Origin of the sequence: Streptomyces sp. NBC_00726, assembly GCF_045161735.1 — a bacterium.
Classification (GTDB): Bacteria; Actinomycetota; Actinomycetes; order Streptomycetales; family Streptomycetaceae; genus Streptomyces.
In genome coordinates, this window is record NZ_CP108984.1 from 39,565 (window position 1) to 65,589 (window position 26,025).

Consider the following 26,025-nt stretch of genomic DNA (forward strand, 5'->3'; position numbering starts at 1 on the left):
GCTCTAGCCCGCCGCCTGCGGCTGTACGCCGGCGGCGTGGCGTTCGCGCAGCACCCGGCGCAGCACCTTGCCGGTGGGGTTACGGGGCAGTTCGGTGACCGTCTCGTATCCGGTGGGGACCTTGAAGCCGGCGATGCGGCCGTTCAGGAACCGCAGGAAGTCCCGGGGCACGGCCGTCGCGCCGGACCGCAGCACCACCGCGGCCCTGACCGCCTCGCCCCAGTCCGGGTCGGGGACCCCGTACACCGCCACGTCCTCGATGGCCGGGTGCGCCCGCAGCGCGTTCTCCACCTCGGTGGGGTAGATGTTCTGGCCCGCGACGATGATGGTGTCGTTGACCCGGTCGACCAGGTAGAGGTAGCCGTCCTCGTCGAGGTATCCCATGTCGCCCATGGCGAGCCAGTCGCCGGTGACGGCCTGTGCGGTGGCGTCGGGCAGCTGCCAGTAGCCCAGGAACCGGGCCGGGGTGCGGGCGGTGACGCGGCCGGTGCTGCCGGGGGGCAGCACGTTCCCCCGGTCGTCCAGGATGCGGATCTCGTTGCCGGGCAGCGCCCGGCCGGCGGAGGCCAGCACGGTGCTGCCGGGGGTGTGGTCCTGGGGCGCCAGGCAGGTCAGGAAGCTTCCGGCCTCGGCCGACGAATAGCCCTGGGCCAGCTCGCATCCGAGGATGTCGATGCAGGTCAGCAGAAGCTCGCGGTCGATGGGCGAGCCGCTGTACACCACTTTGCGCAGGGTGCGGAAGGTGTCCTTGGTGGTGGCGTGCTCGGCGAGCATCATGCGCAGCATCGCGGGCGCGGCCCACAGGGTGGTGATGGCGTGGCGCTCGATGAGGCGTGCGGCCTCGTCGGCGATGAAGCGGCGCATGATGACGGTGGTCGCGCCGGCGTTGAAGGAGTGCATGAACCAGCCGAAGCCCGCGGTGTGCAGGCCGGGGAAGCAGCTCAGGCCGCGGTCGGTGGTGCGCCAGTCGATCCAGTCGACGCCGGCGCGGCGGGTGTCGGCGATGAGGGTGAAGAACGTGCGCTGCGCGAGGACCACGCCCTTGGGCAGGCCGGTGGTGCCGCTGGTGTAGAGCTGGGCGACCGGGTCGTCGAAGCCGGTGGCGGGCGGCAGGTCGGTGTCGGGCAGGCCCTGTTTCCAGGCGAGCAGGCCGCCCGCGACATGGGTGTCGCTGTCCAGGTCGACCAGCTGCCGCAGCTGCGGCAGGGCATGGCTCACCTTGTCGACGGTGGGCCTGAACTCCCTTTCCACGAAGAGCAGTTCGGCCTGCGAGTCGCGCAGGACGTGTTCGACCTCGGTGGGGGTGAGCCGCCAGTTGATGGGGACCAGGACCGCGCCGCTCTTGGCGCAGCCGAGCGCGAGGTCGTAGTAGTGCTCGGACTCCTGGCCCAGATAGCCGATCCGGGAGCCGGGGCCCAGGCCGGCGGCGAGCAGGGCGTGGGCGGTGCGGTTGCTCTCGCGGTGCAGCTGCGCGTAGGTGAGGGTGCGGTCCTCGCAGATGACCGCGGGCTGGTCGGGGCGGGAGTGGGCGTGCAGCGCGGCACGCGCGGCGAGCGTCGGCGTGGTGCTGAGGTCCATCGGGTCCCCTCGTCCGGTGGGATACGGGTGCGGTGCGGAGATGCGCTGTACGGGTGCCGGCCGGCGGGCACGGCCGCCGGTGGGCCCGCCGGTCAGGCGGGGGTGGGACGGGCGGCGGTCAGCAGGGCCGCGAGGTGGCGGGCGAGTTCGCTCACCGAGGGGTGGTCGAAGACGACGGTGGCGTCCAGTGCCAGGCCCAGCTGGTCCTGGAGCCGGTTCTTGAGCGCGATCGCCGTCAGCGAGTCGACGCCCAGTTCCAGGAAGGTGGCGGAGGCGTCCACCTCGCGCCGGTCGGTGATCGACAGCGCGTCGGCGGTGAGGGTGCGCAGCAGCTCGACGAGTGCCGTGTGCCGTTCGCCGGGAGCCGCGTGCACCAGGGCGCGGATGTCTACGGAGACGGGCGCCGGGCGGACGGGGGCTCCGCCGGTGCGGCCGGCCGGCGGGGCGGGGCGGGACGGGAGCAGGGTGAAGGTCATCCCGGTGAGTTCCATGACGGGCTCGCCGTCCGGGTGCGGGCCGTCGGTGGTGCCGGGGTGATGCTCCGGGGTGCCGGATCGGTGCTCCGGGGTGCCGTCGAGGAGGACGACGTCCAGGTCGAAGGCCGTGGGCCGGGTGTCGTCCCGGTGGACGCGCAGGAGTGAGCGCAGGTGCTCGCCGCGGGGCTTCTTGAAGGCGCGCAGCCGGGCGATGCGGGTGGCGATGTACGGCCGGCCGTCGTCGGCGAACGCGGCCAGGCCGTGGGTGGCGGCGTCGAGGACGGGCGGGGGCAGGTGTTCGGCGCGGGAGGTGCCGGAGTTGGAGAGGGTGGTGACGGCGAAGTCCTCGCCGTGGGCGCGGACTTCGGTCACCCGGCTGAACTGCGGCCCGTAGTCCAGTCCCGCCCGGGCGTAGGCGGCGTGTACGTCCTCGCCGGTGAGGATCTTGCGTGGTGCCGGGCCTGCGGTGCCGGTCCGCGCGAGGCGGTCCAGCAGTTCGCGTCCGGGCCCGGTGAGGGTGCCGGCGGCCGGTGTGGTGGCGGGGGCGGCGATCACGGCGCTCGCGTGCAGCGTCGGGGGCGCGGTGTCGTCGGCCGGCCGGCTGCGGACTTCGACGGTGAAGGAGCCGTCCGCCGCCGCGGTGGCCCGGGTGAGCAGCAGGGTGGGCCGGTCGGTGAGGAAAAGCGCCTCGTGGAAGCGGATGTCCTCCAGGGCGCGCCGGGTCTCGCCGGTGAGTTCGTCCTGGAGGGCCAGCAGCAGTTCCAGGTAGGCCGCGGCGGGGAGGAAGGCCCGGCCGGCGGCGGTGTGGTCGGCGAGGTAGCCGGGGTGGCCGGCGCTGATGCGGGCGGTGAAGGTCCGCACGCCGGCCGGTGCCTCGTCGGGGGCGGCGGTGGGGCGGCCGAGCAGGGAGTGGGTGCCGTCGGCGGTGGTCCTGCCGGGCCGGACCGGCAGGCGGTAGGGGCGACTGTCGAAGGCGTAGGGGGGCAGCTCGATGCGTCGGCCGGGGCGGCCCTCGTACACCTGGGACCAGGCGATGTTGAGTCCTGCCGTGTATGCCCCGGCCAGCGCGTTGGTGAGCCGGATGCCGGTCTCGTCCTTGGGGCTCAGGCAGCTCAGCCAGCGGTGCCGGGCCGGATCCACGCACTGGCGGGCCAGTGAGGTGAGGGCGCTGGAGGGGCCGACCTCCAGGAAGACGTGGCGGCCCCGGGCGTCGATGGTGCGTACCCCTTCGGCGAACGCGACGGTCTCGTTGACGTGCCGGATCCAGTAGTCGGGGGTGGCGAGTTCGGCGTAGGTGGCGATCCTGCCGGTGAGGTTGGAGACGATCGGCAGCCGGGGTTCGTGGAATTCGACGGCCGCCAGCGTCTTGCCGAGCTCGTCGGAGACCTCGGCCATGAGGGGCGAGTGGAAGGCGGCGGCGACCCGCAGCGGGGTGACGTTCCAGCCGCGCTCGCGCAGTGCGGTCACGGCCGCGTCGAGGGAGCCGGCGGCGCCGGAGACCACGCACTGCTGGGGGGCGTTGTCGGCGGCGACCGCCAGATCGGGCCAGGCCGCGAGCAGCGGTGCGACCTCCTGGGCGGGCGCCGACACCGCGGCCATGCCGCCGGGGCGGGGCACCGACTCGATGAGGGCGGCGCGGGCGGTGACGAAGGCGATGCCGTCGTCGAGGGTGAACAGCCCGGCCACGGTGGCGGCGACGATCTCGCCGACGCTGTGCCCGATCAGCACGCTGGGCCTGACTCCCCAGGACAGCCACAGCTGGGCGAGGGAGTACTCCAGGGTGAACAGCGCGGCGTGGGTGTAGGCGGTACGGGCGAGCATCTCGGCGGCGTCGGGCGCCTCGCCGAACATGATCGCGGCCACGGACCGGCCCAGCCGGGCGGTGAACAGCTCGTCGCACGCGTCGACATGGCGTCGGAACAGCGGGGACGAGGCGTAGAGGGAGCGGCCCATCCCGGTGTACTGGGCGCCGGAGCCGGTGAAGAGGAGGGCGACCTTGCGGTAGGCGCCGGCTGCCGGAGTGCCGGTCTCGTCGCCGGGGTCCTGCGGCTCGGCCCAGGCCCGCAGCCGGTCGGCGAGCTGGTCGGTGCCGGTCACGGCGGCGGCGTGCCGGTGCCGGAAGTGCGAGCGGCCGGTGGCCCGGGTGCGGCACAGGTCCGCGAGACGGGTGTCCGGGTGGTCGGCGAGGAAGCGGAGGTGGCGTTCGGCCTGGAGGCGGAGTGCCGGAGGCGTCTTGGCGGAGAGCGTGAAGACGTGCCCGGCGCGGTCGTCGTTCCGGGCGTCGGCCGCCCGGTCGGCCTGTGCGGTCGTGTCGTGCCCGGTCGTGTCGTGCCCGGTCGTGTCCCGGTCGGTCCTGCCCTGGTCGGTCCTGCCCTGGTCGGTCCTGCCCTGGTCGATCGTGTCCTGTCCGGTCAGTTCCACGGGCAGGGAGGTGGGCGGTTCCTCCAGTACGGCGACCGCGATGGCGCCGGCGACGCCGAAGCCGTTGACCGCGGCGCGGCGGACGGGTGCCTGCCAGGGCCGGACCGTGTCCGGGACGGCCAGCGGGTAGCTGTCCCAGGGGATGCGCCCGGAGAGGTCACGCCAGCGGTGCGGGTAGAACACGCCCGCCCGCATCTGGGCGATCACCTTGATGACGGCGCCCAGCCCAGCGGCGGGTTCCATGTGGCCGATGTTGGCCTTAAGGGACCCGACGGTCAGGGGGGCCTCGGGCGTGTGGGAGGCGCCGAAGACCCCGTTGATCGAGCCGATCTCGATGGGGTCGCCCAGCGGGGTGCCCGTGCCGTGCGCCTCCACGTACTGGATGTCGCCCGGCTCCAGGCGGGCGTTGGCCAGGGCGGCGCGCATGACCGACTCCTGGGCGGTGCCGTTGGGCGCGCTCAGCCCGGCGCTCTCCCCGTCCTGCCCGATCGCGGTGCCGCGGACCAGGGCCAGGACGGTGTCCCCGTCCATGAGCGCGTCGGAGAGCCGCTTGAGCACGAGGGCGCCGCAGCCCTCGGCGCGGGCGTAGCCGTCGGCGCTGTCGTCGAAGGTCTTGCAGTGGCCGTCCGGGGCGAGGAACTGCCCGTGGGAGAGGATGACGAACGACCGGGGGTTGTGCAGCGCGTTCGTGGCGGCGCACAGCGCGATCGAGCACTCACGGCGGCGCAGGCCCTCGACCGCGAGGTGCAGAGCGGTGAGGGACGAGGCGCAGGCGGTGTCCGTGGTCAGGCTGGGGCCGCGCCAGCCCAGGAAGTAGGAGAGCCGGCCCGACATCGAGTAGCCGCCGGCCCCGGTGGTGAGGGTGCCGTCGAGCTGCTCGTCGGCGAGCTGTTCCAGCTCCAGGGCGAAGTCGAGCGGGGACGCGCCCACGTAGACACCGCCGTCGCCGTGCCGCAGGACGGCCGGGTCGATGCCGGCGTTCTCCAGGGCTTCCCAGGAGGTCTCCAGCAACAGCCGCTGTGCGGGATCTATATACGGGGCCTGCTTGGGCGGTATGTTGAAGAACTGGGCGTCGAATCTGTCGACCGAATCCAGAAACCCGCCGGCGGTCGCGGTGATCAGGGATTCGTCGACGTCTCCGGCCCACCGGTCGACCGGCAATGGGCCAATCCCGGAACGCCCTTCCCGCAGGAAGGCGTCGAGTTCATCGATCGAGCCGTTGCCACCGGGCAGCCGCATTCCGACTCCGACCACCGCGACCGGTTCGTGCTTCTCCAGAAGGAGCTGTCCCAGAATTCTGTGCTGCTGGCGCAGCGTCTCCTGAGCCGCCTCGAACTGCCGACGCATTTCCTGGTCCACTCCGGGTCCTTCCGACACGACGACAACCCGCGCCTTTCTGCCGATCAGGGCTTTCTGGGATTTCGGTCAGCGGTCCAGGTCCTGTGCGTCGAAGAGGCCGGTCAGCACCTCGGCGGCCAGGTACTGGAGCAGCTGCTCGACGGTTGGCCGGTTGAACAGCGCGGTGCTGCTGATCCCCACCCCCAGCAGGTCCTCCAGGCGCTGCTTGACGATGGTGAGCATCAGCGAGGTCATGCCCAGCTCGAAGAAGGTTTCATCGAGCGGGAATTCCTCGTCCTCCTCCATGAGGAGAACAGTTCGGAATTCCGAAGTGACGACGGCCTCCAGGGCCGACCAGCGCTCCGCACGGGAAATCGTCTTCAGCTGTTCGGCGATCGGGGCCACAAGAATCACCTTTCTGTCATTGAATGCGATTAGAACATAGGGAACTTGACGACCTGCTGACACGGTCCTGACCGAATCCGGGTTCGGGCCTGTTCAGGAAGCTGTCAGTTCAGTGTCAGGACAGGCGTGGGAACCTCATGCACAGGAGTGCGTTCAAGATCCGCATCGGAGGGTGACGACATGGGCAGCATCACGCGGACCACGCGGGAGGAACTGCGCACCAACGGCTACTCATTGGTGCCGGCCGGACAATTCGTCCTCGCCTCGGAATTGCAGCCACTGGTGAAGGACCTGGCCGACGAGTGGGAGCGGCTGGAGGGCGATCAGTACCTGATGAACGGGGCGCGCTTCCGCGAGCGCCGCTACGACCGCTTCTACTTCCTGCCCCGTACCGGCGAGATCCGGCTGCGCCCGCACCGCCCCTACTACCAGTCCCCGGTCGCCAACGACTACGCGGGCGGCATCCAGCGCGAGGTGGCCCCGCTGAGCTCCGCCACCCTCGCCAACCCCCTGCTCACCCGGCTGATGCGGGACGACTTCGCGCACTTCCCGCTGGCCGAGGACGACGCCCGGCTGGACGAGCCCTGGGATGTGCAGTGCCACCAGTTCCGCATCATCAGCTCCTCCGGCGAGATCGGTGAGCCGACGCCCGAGGGGCCGCACCGCGACGAGGTCGACTACGGCGTGATCCACCTGATGGGACGGGCCAACACCCGGGGCGGCGAGTCGCAGGTCTACACCCCGCGCAAGGACCTGGTCACCGAGTTCACGCTCGCCGAGCAGATGGACACCATGTTCTGGTCGGACGAGCAGATACTCCACGCCGTACGGCCCACCCGGGCGGAGGACGGCAGCCGGCCCGCCACCCGTGACGTACTGATCATGGGCTACAAGCACTCCCCCGAACTCCAGCGCATCGAACAGATCTGACGGCGCTCTTCTTCCTGCGTGCTGAATCGCCGGCGCCGCCCGCCACACGGCCCAGGCGCCCTTAGCATTCGCCGCGTATCCCCCACTCTTCCCAGGGAAGGCGGCACGCCTTGGCTCAGATACCCGCCACAGTCGATTCCGAACGAAACAGACCCGCGTCCACCGGACACCCCGCCCCGTCCTTCTTCTACAACGGTCACGCGCCCCGCCGACGGACGCTGGTCGCCATGGCCTGCGCCGTTCTCGGTTTCGGTCTGACGGTGGTGTGGTCGGCGAAGTTCGTCGACCAGACCATCGGTGACACGGTCGCGGACACACTGCTGGGCCACACCGCCAAGGGCACCCCGATCGCGAGCGCCCTGGCGGGCATCTTCTTCGCCCTGGTCACCGGCGTCGCCGGCACCTTCACCGCGTGCAACATCGCGGTGTTCAGCGCGCTGGCCCCGCTGACCGGGGGCCGGGCGGACTCCCGTCGCAGCCGGATGGCCGCCGGGCTCCGGCCGCTGGGGCAGCTCGCCGCCGGAGCGGTCGTGGTGTCCGCCCTGTACGGTGCGGTGGTCGCGATCACCGGGACGGGCATGGCCCAGTTCGACCAGAGCAGCCAGGGCAACGGGCTCTCCGGGCGGCTGATTCAGGCCATGGTGGTCTTCGGGCTCATCGGTGCGACGATGACGTATCTCGGCCTGGCCGCTCTGGGCTTCGTACGCGATCCGCTGGCGAAGCTGTCGGCGCGGCATCCCGGCGCGCCCATGGTGTTCATGGGCGGACTGATCGGGGCCTTTCTCGTCGGACGCCCCTTCCCGCTCTTCCGCCAGTTGTTCCGGGACGCCGCCGAGAGCCACAACGTGCTGTACGGGGCGGCGGCGTTCGTCTTCCAGAGCCTGGGGAACATCCTGGTCGTGGCGGTGCTGTTCCTGCTGGTGACCGGCTTCCTCGGGGACCGGCTGCAACGGTGGATGACGGCTTCGCCGAACCGGACCGCGGCACTCATGGCGGCGGGATTCATCACGGCGGGCGTCTTCCTGCTCCTGTACTGGGACCTGCGAATCCTGGGGGCCCGTGACCTGATCTGGTATCCGATCGCACCCTGGGCGGCCTGAGCCGCCCCGTGGACGCGGCCCGGCCGGCGCGTGCACCGGCCGGGCCGCTCCCCGTACTCGATCACGGGCCGGCCCCCGCGTAGGCGACGAGCATCCGCTCGCGCGGCAGCAGGTGGATGCCCCGCCGCCGGGAGGCGGAGCTGAGCAGGCGGTGCGCGTAGGCCGCGGACACCAGGGTCATATGGTGGTGCCACCCGGGATAGGACCGCCCCTCGAAGTCGAGCAGGCCGACCTGCTCCTCCATGTCCCGTACCGCCGTGGCCGCGAGGGGCAACGTCGCGGCCAGACCGAGTACGTCCTCGGTGGAGGTCTCCAGCATGTTGGTGAGCCACAGCTGTGCGGGGCGGCCCTTCGCGCTGTTGCGCACCACGAGCAGCCGGTAGGTGCGCAGGGCCGCTCCGGGCCCCGGTTCGGGCACGCGCACCAGGCAGGAGGTCACGGTGCCCACGTCGAGGTGGCCGGGCAGGGCCACCTCTTCGGTGCGGACCTGGAAGCCGGGGTCGCGCTCATGGAGGCTGTAGGCCGGCAGGACCGGTCCGAGGAACGAGGCGTTGACCGGGCAGTGGGCCATCCGGCCACCGCCACCGGGGACGATCCTGAGCTTCCCGGGGACGGATACGACGAACTCGCGCCCGCTCCCGTCGAGCCGGCCGATCAGCCCGCCCGCCCCGGACGAGCCCTCCAGGTCGGCCACCACGGGCAGCAGCCTCGACCGGGCGCCCGTGGCGGCCTGGCCGGCGAGCTCCAGCGCATGCGTCGCGAAGGGCCAGGCCCTCGCCGAGTCCGGTATCCGGGTGCGCGCCCGCCGGATCGGGTCCTCGGTCCAGGCCCGGGGAAGCAGCAGGCTCCAGTTCACGGGGACGGCGGAGTCGTCGGACGCCAGAAAGGCGCCGACCCCCACCTGGCAGGTCACCGAGCGCCCGGTGGAGGGCAGATAGCGGCGGTGCACCCCGCAGGAGTGCTGTCCGCGCTTGCGCAGGATGACCTGGTCGATCACTAACGACCGCAGGGGCAGCCGCCGTTCGACCCAACCGGCCAGCTGATCCCGGACGGGCATCCAGTCCCATGGGCTCGCGTTGACGAACTGCTGGAGCGACTGGGGGGCGGTGGGAGATCCCGAGACCGTTTCGGCAATGCGCCGTACCGACTTCTTTCCCGGTGTATTGAGCAGGCCCTCCAGATAAATGTGCGCCCAACGGCGTTGGTCGGCCCTCGGCAGGTGATCGAACAGCCCTCTGGCGAACGCGGGCAGTGATGCCTGTGCGAGAGTCGTCGCGGGCGTCTCCATGCATCTCCCCCATCCTTGCAAGAGCAAGCATTACTGGTCCGGATCAGGCCGGCTGCGGTGGTCGGGTGCAGCAGTTTCGGTGTCACGTGGGATATGCGTGGGCACCAGGCGAACACGAGTCGCGACCAAGCATCGACACACCGAATCGCCATGCCGCCTTGATCGATCCCCGCTACCGGGATGTAAAAATAAGAGGGGCACCCTCATTTTTTTTCCACAGGGGCAACTGTTCCCACTTCACCACCTCGGTACACACCAAGCACCGCACAGAAGTACGTGACTCGCAAAAGTGTGCGAGCTGGAGGACATCCGGTAATGACGCCACGACTTCTGCGTACCGATGCAAAAGCGGGCAACTTCGCCTGCCCGCAGACCTGTTGACGCTAACCAGCACCTCTGAGCGTCCACCAACAAGGACCTATCTGGAGAGACCATGGTGAAACAGGACAGAGCTTTACGGACGCGCACCGCCATCATCCGGGCCGCAGCCGTCGAGTTCGGCCAGAGCGGCTATGCCGGTACCTCGCTCGCTCGAATCAGCAAGACCGCAGGCGTATCCATGGGTTCACTGGGCTTTCATTTCGTCACAAAGGCAGAGATGGCGGATGCCATCCAGGAGGAGGGCGGCCATCTCATCAGGGCCGTCGTGGAGCAGGTGATCGTGCGGACGGCGCCACCGCTCACCCGGGTCGCCGAACTCGCGCTCGACCTCGTCCGGCTCCTGGAGACCGAGCCCTCGGTCCGCGCCACGGCCCGGCTCGCCCGGGAACGGACCACCCCGTCGTCATGGCCGAGCAGCTGGCTGCCGGCCGTCCAGAACCTCCTGGCCGAGGCCCACACGGCCGACCAGCTCCGCAACAGCGCCCCGCCCGGGGACGTCTCCTCCCTGGTGGAATACCTGATCAACGGAGCCGAGGCGCACCTGCACGCAAGACCGGCGACCGAGCATGGATACGAAGGGATCGTGAAGCAGCTCGAACGTGTCTGGAACCTGGCCCTGACGGGCGTGTCAGCGGACCGGTCAGCCTGAACGGCGCCGGCGGACAGGTCGTCGTACCTGATCGCCCTGGCTGATAACCGCCATACGCGCAGGCGGCCTTCGGCTGAGTGCAATCGGGTTCGAGAACACACAGCGCTCAGCGCGAAGGCCGCGGCGTCGGCGGTCTAGGCCGCCGCCTTCTGCGTGGACCAGGTCTCCACCGGACTGATCGGCACCAGGGTGGGCGGCACCGGACTCTTGGCCGGTCCCCGCAGCGCGTTCCACAGCACCCGCGCGATGAACGCGGGCTTCTGCAACGACTCGGGCCGGTCGATCAGCCCCGCCGTACGCATGTACGCGGCGGCGACCTTCTTGTCGCGGGTCGCGGCTATCTGCACCAGTCGAAGGAACTTCTGCGCCGCCTTGACCTGCGGCGTACGCCTGCCCTCTACCCCGGGGAAGCTCAGGTCCATGATGTTGGTCATCTCCCACGCCTGGTCCACGACGTTCTTCGCCAGGTCCTGGAAGTACAGCAGGGGCTGCGGCGCCGCCCCGGTGTGCAGATGGCCGCGCAGGATCAGCGCCGACAGCGCGGCGACCGTCATGCCCTGCGCGTAGACCGGGTTGAAGCAGGTCACCGCGTCCCCGACGACGACCAGGCCGTTCGGGAAGCGCTGAAGCTTCTCGTAGCGGCGGCGCAGTGTGGTGGGGAAGCGGAAGGCGACCGGCTCGTCCAGCGGCTCGGCGTGCTGAAGCGTCTCCCAGATCTCCGGCGCGGCGAGCGTCCTGACGAAGTCGTAGAAGCCCTGCTGATCGGTCGGCGGGTGGTCGCCGAGGATGCCGTACGCGGTCAGCTCGACGCGGCCGCCGTCGGTCTTGGTGAAGATCGCCCCGCGCGGCAGCTTCGCGTTGGCGACCGGGTTGATCGACAGGTCCTGGCCGTACGGGTCTGCCTTGAGCCGGTAGTGCTGGGTGACGTAGCCGAGGCCGACCTTCTTGCTCTCCTCCTCGACCGTTCCGTAGCCCAGCTCCTGGAGCCACACCGGGGTGCGCGAGCCGCGGCCGGTGGCGTCCACGACCAGGTCGGCCTCGATGGTGTGCTCGTCCTCCTGACCGTGTGTCAGCACGCGTACGCCGACGACGGTGCCCTTGTCCGGGGTGGTCGCCAGGCCGAGGATGTCGTGCTCCTCCACGAACACCACATTCGGCAGCGCCTCGGTGCGCCGGCGGATGTGCTTCTCCAGCATCGGACGGCTGGCCGCCACACAGGTCAGCCCCGCCTCGTCCTGCTGGATGCGCACGCCGTTGAAGTACCAGCGCACATTGCCGCAGAGGTCGCCGGTGGGCACCCCGTCGGCGAAGATCTCCTGGGTGATCCCGGGGTAGAACTCCTCCATGACCAGCTGGCCCCGGGCCAGCAGGCCGTTGATGTGCTTGCCCTGCGGGCAGCTGCGCCGCGCCTCCTCGACATCGCGCAGCACGTCGCGGTCGACGATCTGCACCTCGTCGTAGGCGTCGGCGAGCACCTTGGCCGCGAACAGGCCCGCGATGCTGCCACCCAGTACCACCGCGCGGGATTTCGTAGCGTCACTCACGGATTCTCCAAGGGGATGTGTCACGTTGCCAGCCGTCCGGCACATCGTTCCGCCGTGCCGGACGCGCCTGCATCTCCGGGGTTGCCAGCGGCCGCCACCGGCAATCTCGGAGACGACACCGCGATCACGGAGCTCCTAGCATCGGGGCGATTCCGGCCCCGCAGATCCCCCTTCCCAGGAGGTGTTCCGTGTCCGACATCGAAGTACCGACCCGGCAGGAAATCGTTCGCCGGGTGGCTGAGCTGGCGCCGCTGCTGCGCGGGCACGCCGCCTGGAACGAGGAACACCGGCGCGTCCACGACGAGTCGATCGAGGCGCTGGCCGACGCCGGGGTCTTCAAGCTGCGCATGCCGGCCCGCCACGGCGGTTTCGAGGCGGACAGCGCGACCATGGTCGACGTCGCCACGGAGCTGGGCCGCGCGGACGGTTCCACGGCCTGGGTGGCCTCGGTCTACTGGATTCCCGGCTGGATGGCCGGGCTGTTCCCCGACGAGGTCCAGGACGAGGTGTTCGCCCGCCCGGACGCCCGGGTGTGCGGCACGCTGAGCCCGTCGGCGACGGCCACCCCCGCCAAGGGCGGCGTCGTGGTGAACGGGAAGTGGGGCTTCCAGAGCGGTTCGCAGCACGCGCACTGGCAGGAGATCATCGCGATCCTGGTGCCGCCGGAGGGCCGGCCCTATCCGATCGTCGCGCTGGTCCCGATGAGCGACCTGCTGATCGTGGACGACTGGTACACCTCGGGGCTGAAGGGCACCGGCAGCGTCAGCACCGTGGCGCAGGACGTGTTCATCCCCGCCGAGCGCATCCTGCCGCTGCCCGCGGTCCTGGAGGCCCAGTCCGCGTCCAAGCTGAACGGCGACTCGCCGCTCTACCGGGCGCCGCTGCTCCCGGTGGCCTCGGCCTCCGCGGTGGGGCCGCTGGTCGGGATGGCCCGCGGCGCGATGGACGCCTTCGTCAAGCGGCTGCCCGACCGCAAGATCACATACACCGGTTACGAGAAGCAGTCCGAGGCACCGCTCACCCATCTGCAGATCGCCGAAGCGGCGATGAAGATCGATGAGGCGGAGTTCCACGCGCACCGGCTGTCGGCCACGCTCGACGCGAAGTGCGCCGAGGGCTCGGCCTGGGAGCTCACCGAGCGCGCGCGGGCCCGCGCCGACCTCGGCGCGACCGGCCGGCTGGCCAAGGAGGCGGTGGACATCCTCGGTACCGCCAGCGGTGGTTCCTCGATCTACACCAGCGTGCCGATGCAGCGGTACGTGAGGGACCTGAACGCGGTCACGCTGCACGCGCTGATGCACCCGAACACCAACGCGGAGCTGTACGGACGCGTGCTGTGCGGCCTCGACCCGAACACCGCCTACATCTGACAGGAGTGAGCACATGAGCACGGACACCAACGCCGCGCCGGGCACCACCGAGGCGGACATGGCGGCCATCGCCGCACTGACCCAGAAGGTGATCGCCGCCTGGGCCTACAACGACGCCGAGTCCTTCGCGAACCTCTTCGTGGAGGAGGGCACGATGATCCTGCCCGGTATGTTCGCCAAGGGCCGGGACGCGATCCACTCCTATCTGGCCGAGTCCTTCGCCGGGCAGTACAAGGGCACCCAGGTGACGGGGCGTCCGCTCGACCTGCGCCTGCTGGGCGCGGACTCCGGCATCCTCCTCACCGAGGGCGGGGTGCTGCCGGCCGGTCACACCGAGGTGCCGGACGAGCAGTCGATCCGGGCGTCCTGGGTGGTCGTCAGGCGCGACGGGGAGTGGCGGCTCGCCGCGTACCAGAACAGCCACGCGCGGTTGCAGCTGCCCGCTCCGGGCGGGGCCGCGTAGCGCGTTCCGCAGTGAACCGGGGGCAGGGACCGGGTGATCCGGTCCCTGCCCCCGGTATCGGAGCGGCCGGCATCAGAGCTTCAGCATCTCCTTGGCGATCTCGTCGGCCGACGCGGCCGGGATGGCGGTCGCGGCGTCTTCGAGCACCAGCAGGCGCGCGCCCGGGATGTCCCGCGCGAGTGCCTCGCCGCAGCCGACCGGGAAGAACCGGTTGCGGCGGCCGTGCACCACGAGGGTGGGCACCGCGAGTCCGGACAGGCGCTCGCGCCAGCGTGGCTTGCAGTCCAGGTGGGCGAAGACGGTCCCGATCTGGTTGGCCATCTGGACCGGGCGCGCCGTGCCCTGGGTGCGGTCGAAGATCCGGCCGGCGGTGGTCCGCGCCTCGTCGGCGTCGTCACCGAAGACCTCGGCCGCGGCGGCCGCCCACCGCACGACCGAGTCGCGGTCGGACCAGTCGGGCTTCGGGAGCTGGAAACGTTCCTTCATCGCCGCCTGGTCGTGGTCCGGCAGGTCGTCGTCGACCGGGCCGGGGGCGACGGACCGGGTCCCGGCGAGCGTCAGAGCCGAGAACGCCTCGGGGTGGTCGAGGGCGGCCACCTGGGCGACCATCCCGCCGACGCCGACGCCGGCCAGATGCGCGGGGCGGTCGTCCAGCCCCCGGGCGAGCGCGGCCGCGTCGGCGGCCAGGTCCCGGAGCTTGTACGCGGGGGCCTCGGGGTTGGCCGTCGTGGACGCGCCCGCGTCGCGCAGGTCGTAGCGGACGACATGCCGGCCGCCGAGCGCGAGCGCCTCGCAGAGGGCGTCGGGCCAGGACATCATGGTGGTACCGCCCGCGAGCAGTACCAGGGGCTGCGCCTCGTCACCGAAGTGCTCGACGCCGAGCGTGACGCCGTCGGGCGTCTGGAACGTGTCTACTGTCGAATGCATCGTCAACCTCCAGGACAGCTGATGCCGACGGCATCAGCTGTCCATCAATGTAAGGATTTTCCAGGGCGGGAAGCCGGTCCGCCGGCGAAGTGTCTCCCCTCCGCCGGCACACCGCGCCCGGCCTATGCCGCCGCCGGCTCCGGTGCCGGCCCCCCTTCCGAGGGCTCCGCCGGTGCCTGACGGGGCATCAGGGGGACGAACGGGATGCTGAGGGCGGTGGCGGCCAGGACGACGACCAGCGTGACCGTCATCGCGTGGGCGTATCCGGAGGCCGCGTACCCGAAGAAGACGGACGAGACGGCGGCCGAGCCGATCGCCGTGGAGAGCTGCTGCATCGAGGTCAGCGAACCGCTCGCGCTCCCCGCCTCCTCCGGCTTCGCGTCGCCTAGGGCGATGGTCGGGATGGTGGTGTAGCACAGGCCGGTGCCGATGCCGATGACCAGGAAGGCCGGGGCGAGGGCCCACAGGCTGACGTCCGTACCGGAGTGGTTGACGAGGAGCAGGAGCCAGCCGCTGCCGATGATGCTGACGCCCAGGCCGATGAAGACCAGTACCCGGCCGAGCTTGGTGACCAGGCCGCCCATGGCGGCGAACGTGGCGATGATGAGCCCCGCGGTGAGCGGCACCATGTTGAACGCGGCCGTCCGCGGGCTGGCGTGCAGCCCCTCCTGCATGAACAGCGACAGTACGAAGAACAGGCCGGTGCCCGCGATGTACGAGACGAGCCCCACGAGCATCCCGGAGGTGAAGCCCCGGTTCTTCAGCAGCGAGGGCACGATGAGCGGGCTGGCCGCGGTGCGCTGGCGGTAGGCGAATGCGGCGAAGAGCAGGACGCCGACGACGACCGAGGCCACGGCGCCGGTCTTCCAGCCGTTGGTCGAACCCTCGATCAGGCCGTACATCATCCCGAGCATGGCGAAGCCGAGGAGGCCGGAGGCCCATCCGTCGATGACGGTGGACCGGTCGCCGTCGTCGCGCGGCAGCAGCCGGATGGCCGCGATCAGCCCGGCGAGGCCGAGGACGATCGTGAGGAGGAAGATCGGGCGCCAGCCCAGATCGAACATGTTCGCGTCAATAATGATTCCGGCGAGGACCGGGCCGAGCACGGCGGAGACGCCGAGGACCGGGCCGAACAGGCCGAACGCCTTGGCGATCATGTCGGGGCTGAACACCTTCGTCATGATCGCCATGCCCTGCGGGATGAGCAGAGCGCCGAACGCGCCCTGGGCGACCCGGGCGATGATGATCAGGACCGGGTCGGGGGCGAACCCGGCCAGCGCCGAGGCCAGGGTGAACCCGCTGATGCCGATCAGGAACAGCCTGCGCTGGCCGAACTTGTCACCCAGCCGTCCCCCGACCAGGAGCAGTACGCCCATCGCGAGCATGTACGCCGGCCCCAGCCACTTGATCAGGCTCACTCCGCCGTCGAGATCGGCGGCGATGGTGGGCGCCGCGATGTTCGTGACGGTCCCGTCGATCACGTCGAGCGCGTCGACGGCGATGACCAGGGCCAGGATCGCCCACATCCGGCGGCGGGAAATCGATGCGGTCTCGGCTTCGGGCTTGTTTAAACTAGTCAAGACAACGTCCTTATCGGTTCGTTCAGGAGCGCGCCCGTCCCGGGCGCTCACAGCAAGGACGAACGCTACCGGCGCACTCGGCGCCACTTGGTGATGTTCACGAGTCCCGCCAGTCCGATGACTGATTTTCAGCTGACTGATTGTCGACTTCCGCAAGCACGGCGGAGGCCAGCTCCGGGGTCACGGCGTCGGGCCGGTCCGCAGGCGGTGCGAGTACGGTCCGGCACCGTTCCGGGGCGCTCCCGGGCAGTACGAAGCCGGGTTCGTCGGTCAGCGCCGTGATCGCGACCGCCCCGGGGGGCACCGGCACCGGCCGGTCGTTGCGGCAGGCCAGCAGAAAGGCCAGCCAGGTCCGGTACGACACCAGCAGTTCGGAGAAGGCCAGCGGTGCCTTGCCGAGCCCGAGCCGCTTCGCCACCGCCGCCAGGTCCTCGCTCATGAGCTGTTCCATGGCGGCGACACAGGCGAGCGGGTCGCCGTCCAGGTCGGGAGCGGGCCGCCGGACCGTGCCCAGCTTCCCCTGGAACTCGGCGAAGATCTCGGTGACATGGTCCGTGTCGGGCCAGGTCGGCCGCACCAGGACGGCGGTGACCTCATGGTCCCCGGCCAGCAGGCCGGCGATCCGCAGGGACAGGGCCGCGGCGCTGCAATGGGCGACGACGAACACCGGCCGGCCGGGCTCGGCGGCGGCGCGGAAGGCGGCGGCCGCCTCGTCGGCCAGGTCCGGCAGGGTGGCGTACAGCCGGTCGCCGGAGAGCGCGCCGCGCGGGTCCACCTGGTGGACCGGGTGGCCGGGCGCCGCGTCAGCGACGAGCGTGCTGAGCCGTGGCGCGGCGGTGAGGGGCTGGAAGTCGGAGACCAGGATGGCCGCTTTCTCCCCGGAGCTGAGCCGGCTGCACAGGGGCTGGGTACCGACGACGGCCTGCATGGGCTTTCCCTTCCCGGTTCACACGCTGGATTCCTGCTTCGGGAGTGCCGCGTCGGGGGACCTCAGGGCCGCGAGCAGCAGTTCCCGGTAGTCGTCGACCATGGCGACGATGGTCGGCAGGTCGAAGTCGAGGCTGTTGTACTTCACGACGCCCACCACGTCCCCGTCCGGGTGCAGGTCCAGTTCCCACAGGTTGCCGTCCGGGATCTCGGACACGTCGACCAGCGAGTTCAGCCGCCGGCGGAGCGCGGAGACGCGGAGGCCGCCGGTCTCCTCGGTGCTCTCCGGGGGGAACTGCGAGATCTGGAACGCGGAGACGACGCTGCTCACGTTCATGATCGGGCCCGCCATCAGTTCCGGTTCGGACTTGGCGATGATCTCGCCGAACGGAAGTTCGTAGGAGTACGCCTCAAGCAGCGACGCCCGGGTGCGGCGGACCAGGTCGGCGAAGCTCGCGCAGCCGGAGACATCGGTCCGGATCGGCAGGAAGTTGAACAGGGTCCCCACCGTGTCCTCGAACCCGGGTTCGGTGCGGCCGGACGTGATGACGGGGGACACCAGGTCGGTCACCCCGGTCCTGCGGTGCAGGAACAGGTTGAAGCAGGCGAACAGGACCATGAACGGCGAGCTGTGCAGGGACTTGGCGAGGGCCGTGGTGGCGCCGGCCAGTTCCGCGTCGAGCACGAACCGGTAGACCGAGTAGACCGGCGGGACGTCCAGCCGGCGCGGCCGGTCGGTGGGGAGGATGGTCATCTCGCCGCCGGACAGCGTGTCCTTCCAGTACTCGCGCGCGAGGGTGGCGGCCTCGCTGTCGCGGGCCTCCTGCTGCCAGTAGGCGTACTCGCCGAGCTGGCGAGTCTCCGGCAGGCCGGGTGAGGGCAGCCCCCGGCGCATCGCGTAACAGGTGACGAAGTCGTTCATCAGCACCTGCATGGACCAGCCGTCGCTGGCCAGGTGGTTGGTGACGATGACGAACACCGCGTCGCTCGCGTCGAACCGGGCCAGGGTCGCCCGCAGCAGCGGCAGTTCCTTGGCGCCGAGCCTGCTGTCCCGGTCGACCTCGTCCAGGAACTCGTGTGCCAGCAGCTCGCGGCCGGCCTCGCTCTCCGTCGCCGGCAGGTCGATGACGGAGAGCGGCGCCGGGCGGGGCGGGGAGACCAGCGCGTAGGGGGCGCCCTGGTCCCTGATGATGGTCGTACGCAGCGCCTCGTGCCGGGCGACGACATCGTCCAGGGCGAGCTGTACGGTCGCCGCGTCCAGCGGTCCTCGGACGCGCCAGCCGGCCAGGACGACGCCTCGCGGGCCGAACACGCCGAGGTCGTCACCCCGGTCGAAGGCGCACATGAACTCCTCATTGGCCGACAGCGGGCGCCGCGCGGACGCGTCGACAGCCGTCGGGTCGTTCAACGGATCGGACACGGCAACCTCATTCCCATGGGCTCGAACCAGCCGGTTGTACGTCGGGGTCTACTGCTGGGCCCGTGCGGCGAGGGCCGCCGGTGCGGACGGGCCGCGGTCCCACTTCTGCGCGGGCCGGCCGGTCATCTCCCGGACCAGAGCCACGAATTCGGAGCCCCAGCCGTCCACGGTCTCGGCGTCCACGGAGCCGGGTTCGTACTCGATGACACAGCGGAAGTCGCCGCCCGGGACGACGAGGAAGGTCCAGATGATCACGCCCCGGCGGAACGAGGCGGCCTCCTCCTCGGGCAGGGACACCGGCTCGACGCTGGTGGTGAAGTCGGTGTCCTGGTTGTCCGCGGGTGCGCTGACGTAGTTGAAGCCGGACGGCAGCACCATCGGATCGCCGGGCGGGTTCATCAGGGTCGGGTACATGCCGAGAAGCTGCTCGGTGGGCAGCTGGTGCTGCTGCGCCTCCACGCTCGCCCGGCGGGCGCGGAGCAGGACGTCCCGGAAGGTCTCGCAGTCGTCGAACTCCAGCCGGACGGGGACGAGGTTGGCGAAGAACCCGATGGTGTCGAAGAACTCCTTGGCGGGCCGGCCGCTGTTCACGGTCATCAGCGTGAGGTCGGTCTGGCCGGTCAGCCTCTCCAACAGCACCATGTACGCCGCCAGGCAGACGTGCCAGATGCTGCACCGGTTGCGGGCCGCGCCCTCGGTGATCTCGGCGAGGGTGTCGGGATCGATCACGAAGTTCCGTACGGCGCTGCGCGCGGCCTGGTTCTCGGGGTCGTAGGGCCGGTCCGCCGGCATGGTGGACATGGTGGCGCCGGCCAGTTTGTCCTGCCAGTAGCGGCGGGCCTCCTCGGCCTTCTCGCTCTGCAGGAACTCCTGCTCCCAGGCGGCGAACCCGCTGAACGGGGCCGGGGCCGGCAGCGTGTGCGGCACCCCCGTCACCCGGGCCCGGTAGCAGGCCGCGATCTCGGTGCGCAGGATGCCGACCGACCAGCCGTCGCTGTAGAGGTGGTGGCTCAGGAGGGTGAGCACGGCGTCCTGGGCGTCGAACCGGTGCAGGGCCGCGCGCAACGACGGCGTGTCGAGGAAGTCCATCGAATCCTCGTTCACCTCGTGGAGCAGTTCGGCGGTGATCTCGTCGCGGGAGCGCCCGGGGGTCTCGGGGATGTCGTGCACGGTGAGCGGGACGGGCATCGGTGGCAGGACTTCCAGCGATCCGGTCATGCCGCTCTCGTCGTAGTGGACCCGGCTGCGCAGGGAATCCTGCCGTGCCACCACATCGTCCAGCGCGCCCCTGAGCGCGTCGAGGTCCAGTTCGCCCTTGATACGCAGCACGTGGGCGCAGACGTGCTTCGGTGAGCGCTGCAAGCCCATCGGGTCCCTCTGCCGGGAACTCAGCGGATACATGTCCACGGTGACTCTCCAGAATCTGTCGGGGGGGGGGAGGCGGCGGCCGGTGGCCCGCCCGTACGCTCGTACGCGACTGCGGGTCTTCAGACCCCGGTGGTGAGGGTGTCCAGGAGCCGGTCGAGTTCCGCGACGGTCGGCGCGTCGAAGATCTCGTTGATCGAGAGCTCCACACCAACCGCCGGACCCACACGACTGGCAATCAGCATCGCGTCGATGGACTCACCACCCATCACGAAGAAATCGTCGTCCAACCCCCACCGAGGCCGGGCAAGCACCTCAGCGAACACCGTGCACAACAACTCCTGACGCGCCGAACCCGGCGACCGATACGGCCTCAACCCCCGCAGATCCGGAACCGGCAACACCCCCGCCACCACAGACCCGTCAGCACCCACCGGAATCGCATCAACCACCACCACCGCCGCCGGCACCGCAACACCCGGCAACGCCCCCCGCAAACACCCGTACACCACACCCACATCAAAACCCGGCCCACCCGGCACCACATACGCCACCCGCACCGGACCCACCGAATCCACCACCACCATCACAACCGCCGCATCCACCACACCCGGACACACCGCCAACACATCACGCACATCCCCAAGCGCCACAACAGCCATCCACCACTCACCTCCCCGAACAACACACCAACCCGTCCCCCACAGCCTTCGCACACCCACCCCCACCCACAAGCTCCCAGATTGCTCACCTCCCACCACGCAGAGGCAACGGAAGAGATGCGTTCCGGGAGGCTCCGCGGAAACAGTGGTGTCCAAGTCTGTGGACGAGTCCGGAACTGGGAGATGCCGCGATGACCTTGCCCGAAGTTGTGTCACGAGATGAGTGGTTCGCGGCGCGTCTGCCTCTTCTCGCCAAGGAGAAGGAGCACAGCCGTGCCCGAGACGCGCTGCACGCCGAACGGCAGAGTCTGCCGATGTTCCTCGTCGACGAGGACTACGGTTTCGAAACGCCCGAAGGCAAGCGGAGCCTGCGCGACCTGTTCGACGGCCGGCGTCAGCTGATCATCTATCACTTCATGCTGCCGTCCGTCACCGGCGGCAACTTCTGCCTCGGGTGCTCGTTCTGGATCGACAACATGCCCGCCCACCTCGAACACCTGCACGCCCGCGACACCTCGCTCGTGGTGGACTGCCCGGTGCCGCTGGCCGAGTTCCTCGTGCACAAGGAGCGCATGGGCTGGACGGTCCCGGTGGCCTCGTCGTTCGGCAGCAGCTTCTACGACGACTTCAACTTCGAGCTCGTCCCGGAGGCGACGAAGATCCCGGGGATCAGCGTCTTCCTGCGCGGCGACGACGACCGAATCTACTGCACCTACTCGACCGCCTTCCGGGGCACGGATCTGGTGAACAACACCTACAACTACCTCGACCTGACCTTCCTCGGGCGCCAGGAGAAGGACCTGCCGTTCAAGTGGGCCTGGCTGCGCTATCACGACGAGTACGACCACTGAGCCGGTCCGTACGGCGTGTGGCCGGTACCCCCGCGGGGGTACCGGCCACACGCCGTACGGGGAGACCCGCGCGGTCAGGACTTCAGCACCTCGGCCAGGGCCTCGTCGACGGCGGCCGCGTCCTCGGGGAGCAGGCCGAACATGGTGAAGTGGCCCAGCGGGCCGTCGATCACCCGGAACCTGGCGCTGTCGATCATGGCCGCGTCGCGCTCATGGTCCTCGGGCGGGAACAGCAGGTCGTCGCCGAACGCGAAGACGAAGAACTCGGCGGTGATCCGGCCGAGCGCCGCCTCCAGGTCGCCGCCGGTGCACAGGCTGACGTCCGCGGCCCGCCACTTCGCGGCCTGGCACAGCAGATTGTTGGGGTCCATGGGCTGGAAGTGGCCCCGCATGAATCCCTGGGTGAACTCCTCGGCCGCCGCGAAGCCGAGCCGGCGCCACACCTCGTCGCGGAAGAACCGGTAGCCGGTGCTGGCCGCCGCCCAGGCCATCGCGTGCCTGTTCAGGCCGAGGTGGACGTCGTCGGAGTCCGTGTAGAAGCCGTCCGCGAAGGCGGGGTCGGAGCGCAGGAGCTCGCACTGCGCGTCGAGCTGCAACCGGTTCTGGACCGGCGTCCTCGCGTTGGCCGCGAACACGGCCGCGCGCCGCACCATCTCCGGGTGGCGCACCGCCCACTCGTAGGTCTGCTGGCCCCCCATCGACCAGCCGAGCACCGTGTGCAGGGCCTCGATCCCGAACTGCTCGGTGACCAGCCGGTGCTGCGCCCGTACGTCGTCGGCGATGGTCACCGCGGGGAAGCGGCCGCGGTCGAACGGTGCCGGTGTGTTGCTCGGCGAGGACGACAGGCCGCTGCCGAACTGGTCGGGCAGGATGAGGAAGTACCGGGAGGGGTCGAGGGGGCGGCCCTCGCCGATGAGCATCTGCATCGATGCCGATGTGCCCGAGTACATGTGCGGTACGAGCACGGCGTTGTCCTTGGCCGCGTTCAGCCGGCCGAGCGTCCGGTACGCCAGCCGTGCGTCCGGCAGCGTGTCCCCGCTGTCCAGTGTGTACGGACCGAGTCCGAAGGATTCGTACGGGCCCTGTACTGCGGCCGAATAGTATTCGGCGCCCATGGCGACCTCCCAGAGGAATGGATTTGCCCATGACTGTTCCGCCGAAGGCGGCGGCGGTCTTCTTCGCCCGTGCGCGCCTGTCCGAGCACCGCAATGGGCGAGAACCCGAGGGGGGCGGCCTCACCAATACTCGGGAACCACCGTTGTCGTCAGCGGTCAAGGCGTACGGGTGTCACCATCCACGGTTGCGAAGGATTGATACACATGGCCAGCGCGGCAGAGGAAATCGATGCGGTCGTCGTGGGGGCCGGATTCTCCGGTCTTTACATGCTCCACAAGCTCCGGGAAAAGGGTCTGTCGGTCAAGGTATTCGAAGCGGGCGCCGGAATCGGCGGTACCTGGTATTGGAACAAGTACCCCGGTGCCCGGTGCGACGTGGAGAGCATGGACTATTCGTATTCGTTCGATCCCGAACTGGAACAGGAATGGGAGTGGACGGAGAAGTATCCGGGCCAGCCCGAAATCCTGTCCTATCTCCAGCATGTCGCCGACCGGCACGATCTGCGGAAGGACGTGATCCTGGAGACCCGGGTCACGCATGCCGCCTTCGACGAGCGTACGTCGCGGTGGACCGTGCGGACCGATCAGGGCCACGAGGTGTCCGCGCAGTACTGCGTCATGGCGACCGGCTGCCTGTCGCAGCCCAAGTTCCCCGAGGTGCCCGGCCTGGAGACGTTCGCGGGCCCCTGGTACCACACCGGACTGTGGCCGGACGAGGGCGCCGACTTCAGCGGCCGGCGCGTCGGTGTGATCGGTACGGGCTCTTCGGGCATCCAGGTGATCCCCTTCGTCGCCGACGAGGCGGCCGACCTGACGGTCTTTCAGCGTACGCCGAACTACGTCCTGTCCTCGTTCAACGGCCCCATCGACCAGGACCGGGTCCGGGACACCAAGGCGAACTACCGGCAGGCCCGTGAGGCGGCGCGGCAGTCCATCTTCGGCATCGCGGTGGACATGCCGACGCAGTCGGCGCTGGAGGTGAGCGACGAGGAGCGCCGGGAGGTCTACCAGCGGGGCTGGGAGCGCGGGCACCTCAACGCGATCCTCCAGGCGTACACCGACCTGATCTTCAACGAGGAGTCCAACGAGACCGCCGCGGCGTTCATCCGCGATCAGGTCCACGCCCGGGTCACCGACCCGGCCACGGCGGCGAAGCTCGAACCGCGCGGCTATCCGTACGGCACGAAGCGGCCCTGCCTCGACACGCGGTACTACGAGACGTTCAACCGCGAGCACGTCCACCTCGTGGATCTGCGCGAAGAGGCGCTGGTCGAGATCACCGAGTCGGGGGTCCGGACCACCGCGGGCGACTACGAGTTCGACACCCTCGTGATCGCGACGGGCTTCGACGCCATGACGGGCGCCATCCAGAACATCGACATCACCGGCAAGGACGGGGTGTCGGTGCGCGACAAGTGGCAGGGCGGGCCGGACACGTACCTCGGTCTGGCGCTCGCCGGGTTCCCGAACCTGTTCGTGATCACCGGTCCCGGCAGTCCGTCCGTGCTCAGCAACATGATCGTCTCGATCGAGCAGCACGTCGAGTGGATCAGCGATCTGATCGACTACATGTCCGCCAACGGGCACTCCGTGATCGAAGCCGGGGCCGCCGCGGAGAAGGAGTGGACGGAGCACGTCCGCGCGGTCGGCGACATGACGCTGTTCACCAAGGCGGATTCGTACTACATCGGCGCCAACGTCCCCGGCAAGGCCCGGGTCCTCATGCCGTACGTCGGCGGTGTCGCGGGCTACCGGCAGAAGTGCGAAGAGGTCGCGAGCGCCGGCTACGCCGGGTTCGAGCTGAAGTGAGGCGAGCCCGCACCGCCGGTCCACCGGACCGGCGGCGCGGGCTCGTCGTCCGGCAAGCGGAAAGAACACGTCGGCGAACGGGAAGAACACGTCCGGCCCGAGCGGGCCACAGCCTGGTCGCGTCCGCTGGGCGGAGGCGACTGCGAAGGAGCGCATCCTGATGGAACAGCGTTGTCCGGTAATGGATACGACGGGCCGGGACATCCACGCCGAGGCAGCCACGCTGCGGGCGCTCGGACCGGCCGTCCAGGTCGAACTGCCCGGCGGCGTCGTGGTGTGGTCGGTGACCTCCCACAGCGTCATCAAGCACCTGCTGTCCAGCCCGAAGGTCACCAAGAGCGCACGCAACCACTGGCCCGCCTTCCACAACGGCGAACTGGCGCCGGACTGGGAAATGATCAGCTGGGTGGCGATGGACAACGTGTCCACTTCCTACGGGAAGGATCACGTACGGCTGCGCAAGCTCATCGGCAAGGCGTTCACGCCGCGCCGCACCGAGGCCATCCGCCCGCTGGTGGTCGGCCTGACCACGATGCTGCTGGACGGGCTGGAGGCGGCGCCCGCCGGCGAGGTGGTCGATCTCAAGGAGCGGTTCTGCTATCCGCTGCCGGGCATGCTGGTCGCCGAGCTGATCGGCATGGGCGAGGAGCAGCGGGCCGCGACCGCGAAGGTCATCGACATGATGATCGACACCACGGTGACCCCGGAGGTCGCGCAGGGTGTGCTCCAGGGCTGGCGCGGCGCGATGGCGGACCTGATCGCGGAGAAGCGTGCCAACCCGGGTGAGGACATCACCAGCGACCTGATCGCCGCCCGCGACGAGGACGGTTCCCGGCTGAGCGAGCAGGAGCTGGCCGACACCATCTTCGCCATCCTCGGTGCCGGCTCGGAGACCACGATCAACTTCTTCGACAACGCCATCACCGAGCTGCTGACCCACCCCGAGCAGCTGGCGAAGGTGCTGTCCGGCGAGAACAGCTGGGACGACGTCATCGACGAGATACTGCGCATGCAGTCTCCGCTGGCGAGCCTGCCGCTGCGCTATGCGGCGGAGGACGTCGAGCTGGACGGGGTGACGATCCCCAAGGGCGATCCCATTCTGATCAACTACGCGGCGGTGGGCCGCGACCCCGGGCTTCACCCGGACCGCCCGGAGTGCTTCGACATCGACCGGGCCAGCAAGGACCACCTGTCCTTCGGGCACGGCCCGCACTACTGCCTGGGTGCCGGGATCGCCCGCCTGGCGGCCACGGTCGGCCTGTCGGCGCTGTTCGAGCGTTTCCCGGACCTGGCCCTGGCCTCGGCGCGCGACGAGCTGGTGCCGATGCCGACGTTCATCATGAACGGCCATCGCTCCCTGCCGGTCCGGCTGCGCGCGGAGGCGGGCAGCCCGGCCGCCTGATCACGGCGTCCGCCGTACGCAAGG

20 protein-coding genes and 2 pseudogenes are annotated in these 26,025 nt (G+C 69.9%); 8 read left to right on the forward strand and 14 right to left on the reverse strand.

What is annotated here, in order from left to right:
• Nucleotides 1-3: 3 nt before the first annotated feature.
• The 5 genes and pseudogenes from OG338_RS29715 to OG338_RS29735 form a co-directional block, all read right to left on the reverse strand.
• Nucleotides 4-1,578: a long-chain-fatty-acid--CoA ligase gene (locus tag OG338_RS29715; protein ID WP_331741583.1), complete on the reverse strand. Its 1,575-nt coding sequence runs from the start codon at nt 1,576-1,578 to the stop codon at nt 4-6.
• A 92-nt stretch (nt 1,579-1,670) separates the two neighbouring features.
• Nucleotides 1,671-2,069 carry an acyl carrier protein gene (locus tag OG338_RS29720; RefSeq protein ID WP_405940583.1) on the reverse strand — a complete coding sequence of 133 codons (399 nt, stop codon included), beginning with the start codon at nt 2,067-2,069 and terminating at the stop codon, nt 1,671-1,673.
• Nucleotides 2,070-2,159: 90 nt separating this feature from the next.
• Nucleotides 2,160-4,028, reverse strand: a pseudogene (locus tag OG338_RS29725) (acyltransferase domain-containing protein); the annotation flags it as partial.
• Nucleotides 4,029-4,091: 63 nt separating this feature from the next.
• Nucleotides 4,092-5,822 (reverse strand): annotated as a pseudogene (locus tag OG338_RS29730) (beta-ketoacyl synthase N-terminal-like domain-containing protein); the annotation flags it as partial.
• Between the two features lie 78 nt (nt 5,823-5,900).
• Nucleotides 5,901-6,218 (reverse strand): acyl carrier protein, encoded by a 318-nt coding sequence (locus OG338_RS29735; protein ID WP_393769181.1) that lies wholly within the window; start codon nt 6,216-6,218, stop codon nt 5,901-5,903.
• A 180-nt stretch (nt 6,219-6,398) separates the two neighbouring features.
• Here OG338_RS29735 and OG338_RS29740 point away from each other — a divergent pair, with 180 nt between their 5' ends.
• Both OG338_RS29740 and OG338_RS29745 read left to right on the forward strand, forming a co-directional pair.
• Nucleotides 6,399-7,148, forward strand: a complete 750-nt coding sequence (locus OG338_RS29740; protein WP_331741589.1) for a 2OG-Fe dioxygenase family protein — start codon at nt 6,399-6,401, stop codon at nt 7,146-7,148.
• Nucleotides 7,149-7,375: 227 nt separating this feature from the next.
• A complete protein-coding gene (locus OG338_RS29745) occupies nt 7,376-8,248 on the forward strand; it encodes a hypothetical protein (RefSeq protein ID WP_405940571.1) in 873 nt (290 codons plus the stop codon).
• A gap of 61 nt (nt 8,249-8,309) precedes the next feature.
• Here the strand turns inward: OG338_RS29745 and OG338_RS29750 are convergent, their stop codons facing one another.
• The gene (locus OG338_RS29750; protein WP_331741592.1) at nt 8,310-9,536 is read right to left on the reverse strand and encodes a transposase; all 1,227 of its coding nucleotides are present in this window, start codon (nt 9,534-9,536) and stop codon (nt 8,310-8,312) included.
• 433 nt (nt 9,537-9,969) lie between these two features.
• Here OG338_RS29750 and OG338_RS29755 point away from each other — a divergent pair, with 433 nt between their 5' ends.
• A complete protein-coding gene (locus OG338_RS29755; protein ID WP_331741594.1) occupies nt 9,970-10,566 on the forward strand; it encodes a TetR/AcrR family transcriptional regulator in 597 nt (198 codons plus the stop codon).
• Between the two features lie 134 nt (nt 10,567-10,700).
• Here OG338_RS29755 and OG338_RS29760 read toward each other — a convergent pair whose 3' ends face one another.
• A complete protein-coding gene (locus OG338_RS29760) occupies nt 10,701-12,083 on the reverse strand; it encodes an FAD-dependent monooxygenase (RefSeq protein ID WP_331741597.1) in 1,383 nt (460 codons plus the stop codon).
• Between the two features lie 215 nt (nt 12,084-12,298).
• Here OG338_RS29760 and OG338_RS29765 point away from each other — a divergent pair, with 215 nt between their 5' ends.
• Complete coding sequence (locus tag OG338_RS29765) at nt 12,299-13,480, forward strand: acyl-CoA dehydrogenase family protein (protein ID WP_331741600.1); 1,182 nt, start codon at nt 12,299-12,301, stop codon at nt 13,478-13,480.
• A gap of 13 nt (nt 13,481-13,493) precedes the next feature.
• Nucleotides 13,494-13,943, forward strand: coding sequence for an SgcJ/EcaC family oxidoreductase (locus OG338_RS29770; RefSeq protein WP_331741603.1), 450 nt, complete (start codon nt 13,494-13,496; stop codon nt 13,941-13,943).
• A 72-nt stretch (nt 13,944-14,015) separates the two neighbouring features.
• Here the strand turns inward: OG338_RS29770 and OG338_RS29775 are convergent, their stop codons facing one another.
• The 6 genes from OG338_RS29775 to OG338_RS29800 form a co-directional block, all read right to left on the reverse strand.
• Complete coding sequence (locus tag OG338_RS29775; protein WP_331741607.1) at nt 14,016-14,870, reverse strand: alpha/beta hydrolase; 855 nt, start codon at nt 14,868-14,870, stop codon at nt 14,016-14,018.
• A gap of 122 nt (nt 14,871-14,992) precedes the next feature.
• Nucleotides 14,993-16,450, reverse strand: a complete 1,458-nt coding sequence (locus OG338_RS29780) for an MFS transporter (RefSeq protein WP_331741610.1) — start codon at nt 16,448-16,450, stop codon at nt 14,993-14,995.
• A gap of 97 nt (nt 16,451-16,547) precedes the next feature.
• The gene (locus tag OG338_RS29785; protein ID WP_331741612.1) at nt 16,548-17,378 is read right to left on the reverse strand and encodes a hypothetical protein; all 831 of its coding nucleotides are present in this window, start codon (nt 17,376-17,378) and stop codon (nt 16,548-16,550) included.
• Nucleotides 17,379-17,396: 18 nt separating this feature from the next.
• Nucleotides 17,397-18,797 carry a condensation domain-containing protein gene (locus tag OG338_RS29790; RefSeq protein ID WP_331741614.1) on the reverse strand — a complete coding sequence of 467 codons (1,401 nt, stop codon included), beginning with the start codon at nt 18,795-18,797 and terminating at the stop codon, nt 17,397-17,399.
• A 48-nt stretch (nt 18,798-18,845) separates the two neighbouring features.
• Nucleotides 18,846-20,198, reverse strand: a complete 1,353-nt coding sequence (locus tag OG338_RS29795; protein ID WP_331742019.1) for a condensation domain-containing protein — start codon at nt 20,196-20,198, stop codon at nt 18,846-18,848.
• A gap of 86 nt (nt 20,199-20,284) precedes the next feature.
• On the reverse strand, nt 20,285-20,824 hold the full coding sequence (locus tag OG338_RS29800) for a phosphopantetheine-binding protein (protein WP_331741616.1): 540 nt from the start codon (nt 20,822-20,824) through the stop codon (nt 20,285-20,287).
• A gap of 191 nt (nt 20,825-21,015) precedes the next feature.
• Here OG338_RS29800 and OG338_RS29805 point away from each other — a divergent pair, with 191 nt between their 5' ends.
• Nucleotides 21,016-21,675: a DUF899 domain-containing protein gene (locus tag OG338_RS29805; protein WP_331741618.1), complete on the forward strand. Its 660-nt coding sequence runs from the start codon at nt 21,016-21,018 to the stop codon at nt 21,673-21,675.
• A gap of 74 nt (nt 21,676-21,749) precedes the next feature.
• Here OG338_RS29805 and OG338_RS29810 read toward each other — a convergent pair whose 3' ends face one another.
• The gene (locus tag OG338_RS29810) at nt 21,750-22,790 is read right to left on the reverse strand and encodes an alpha/beta fold hydrolase (protein WP_331741620.1); all 1,041 of its coding nucleotides are present in this window, start codon (nt 22,788-22,790) and stop codon (nt 21,750-21,752) included.
• Between the two features lie 204 nt (nt 22,791-22,994).
• Between OG338_RS29810 and OG338_RS29815 the strand changes: the two genes are divergently transcribed.
• Both OG338_RS29815 and OG338_RS29820 read left to right on the forward strand, forming a co-directional pair.
• Nucleotides 22,995-24,599, forward strand: a complete 1,605-nt coding sequence (locus OG338_RS29815; RefSeq protein WP_331741623.1) for an NAD(P)/FAD-dependent oxidoreductase — start codon at nt 22,995-22,997, stop codon at nt 24,597-24,599.
• Between the two features lie 160 nt (nt 24,600-24,759).
• On the forward strand, nt 24,760-26,001 hold the full coding sequence (locus tag OG338_RS29820) for a cytochrome P450 (protein ID WP_331741626.1): 1,242 nt from the start codon (nt 24,760-24,762) through the stop codon (nt 25,999-26,001).
• Nucleotides 26,002-26,025: the final 24 nt, after the last annotated feature.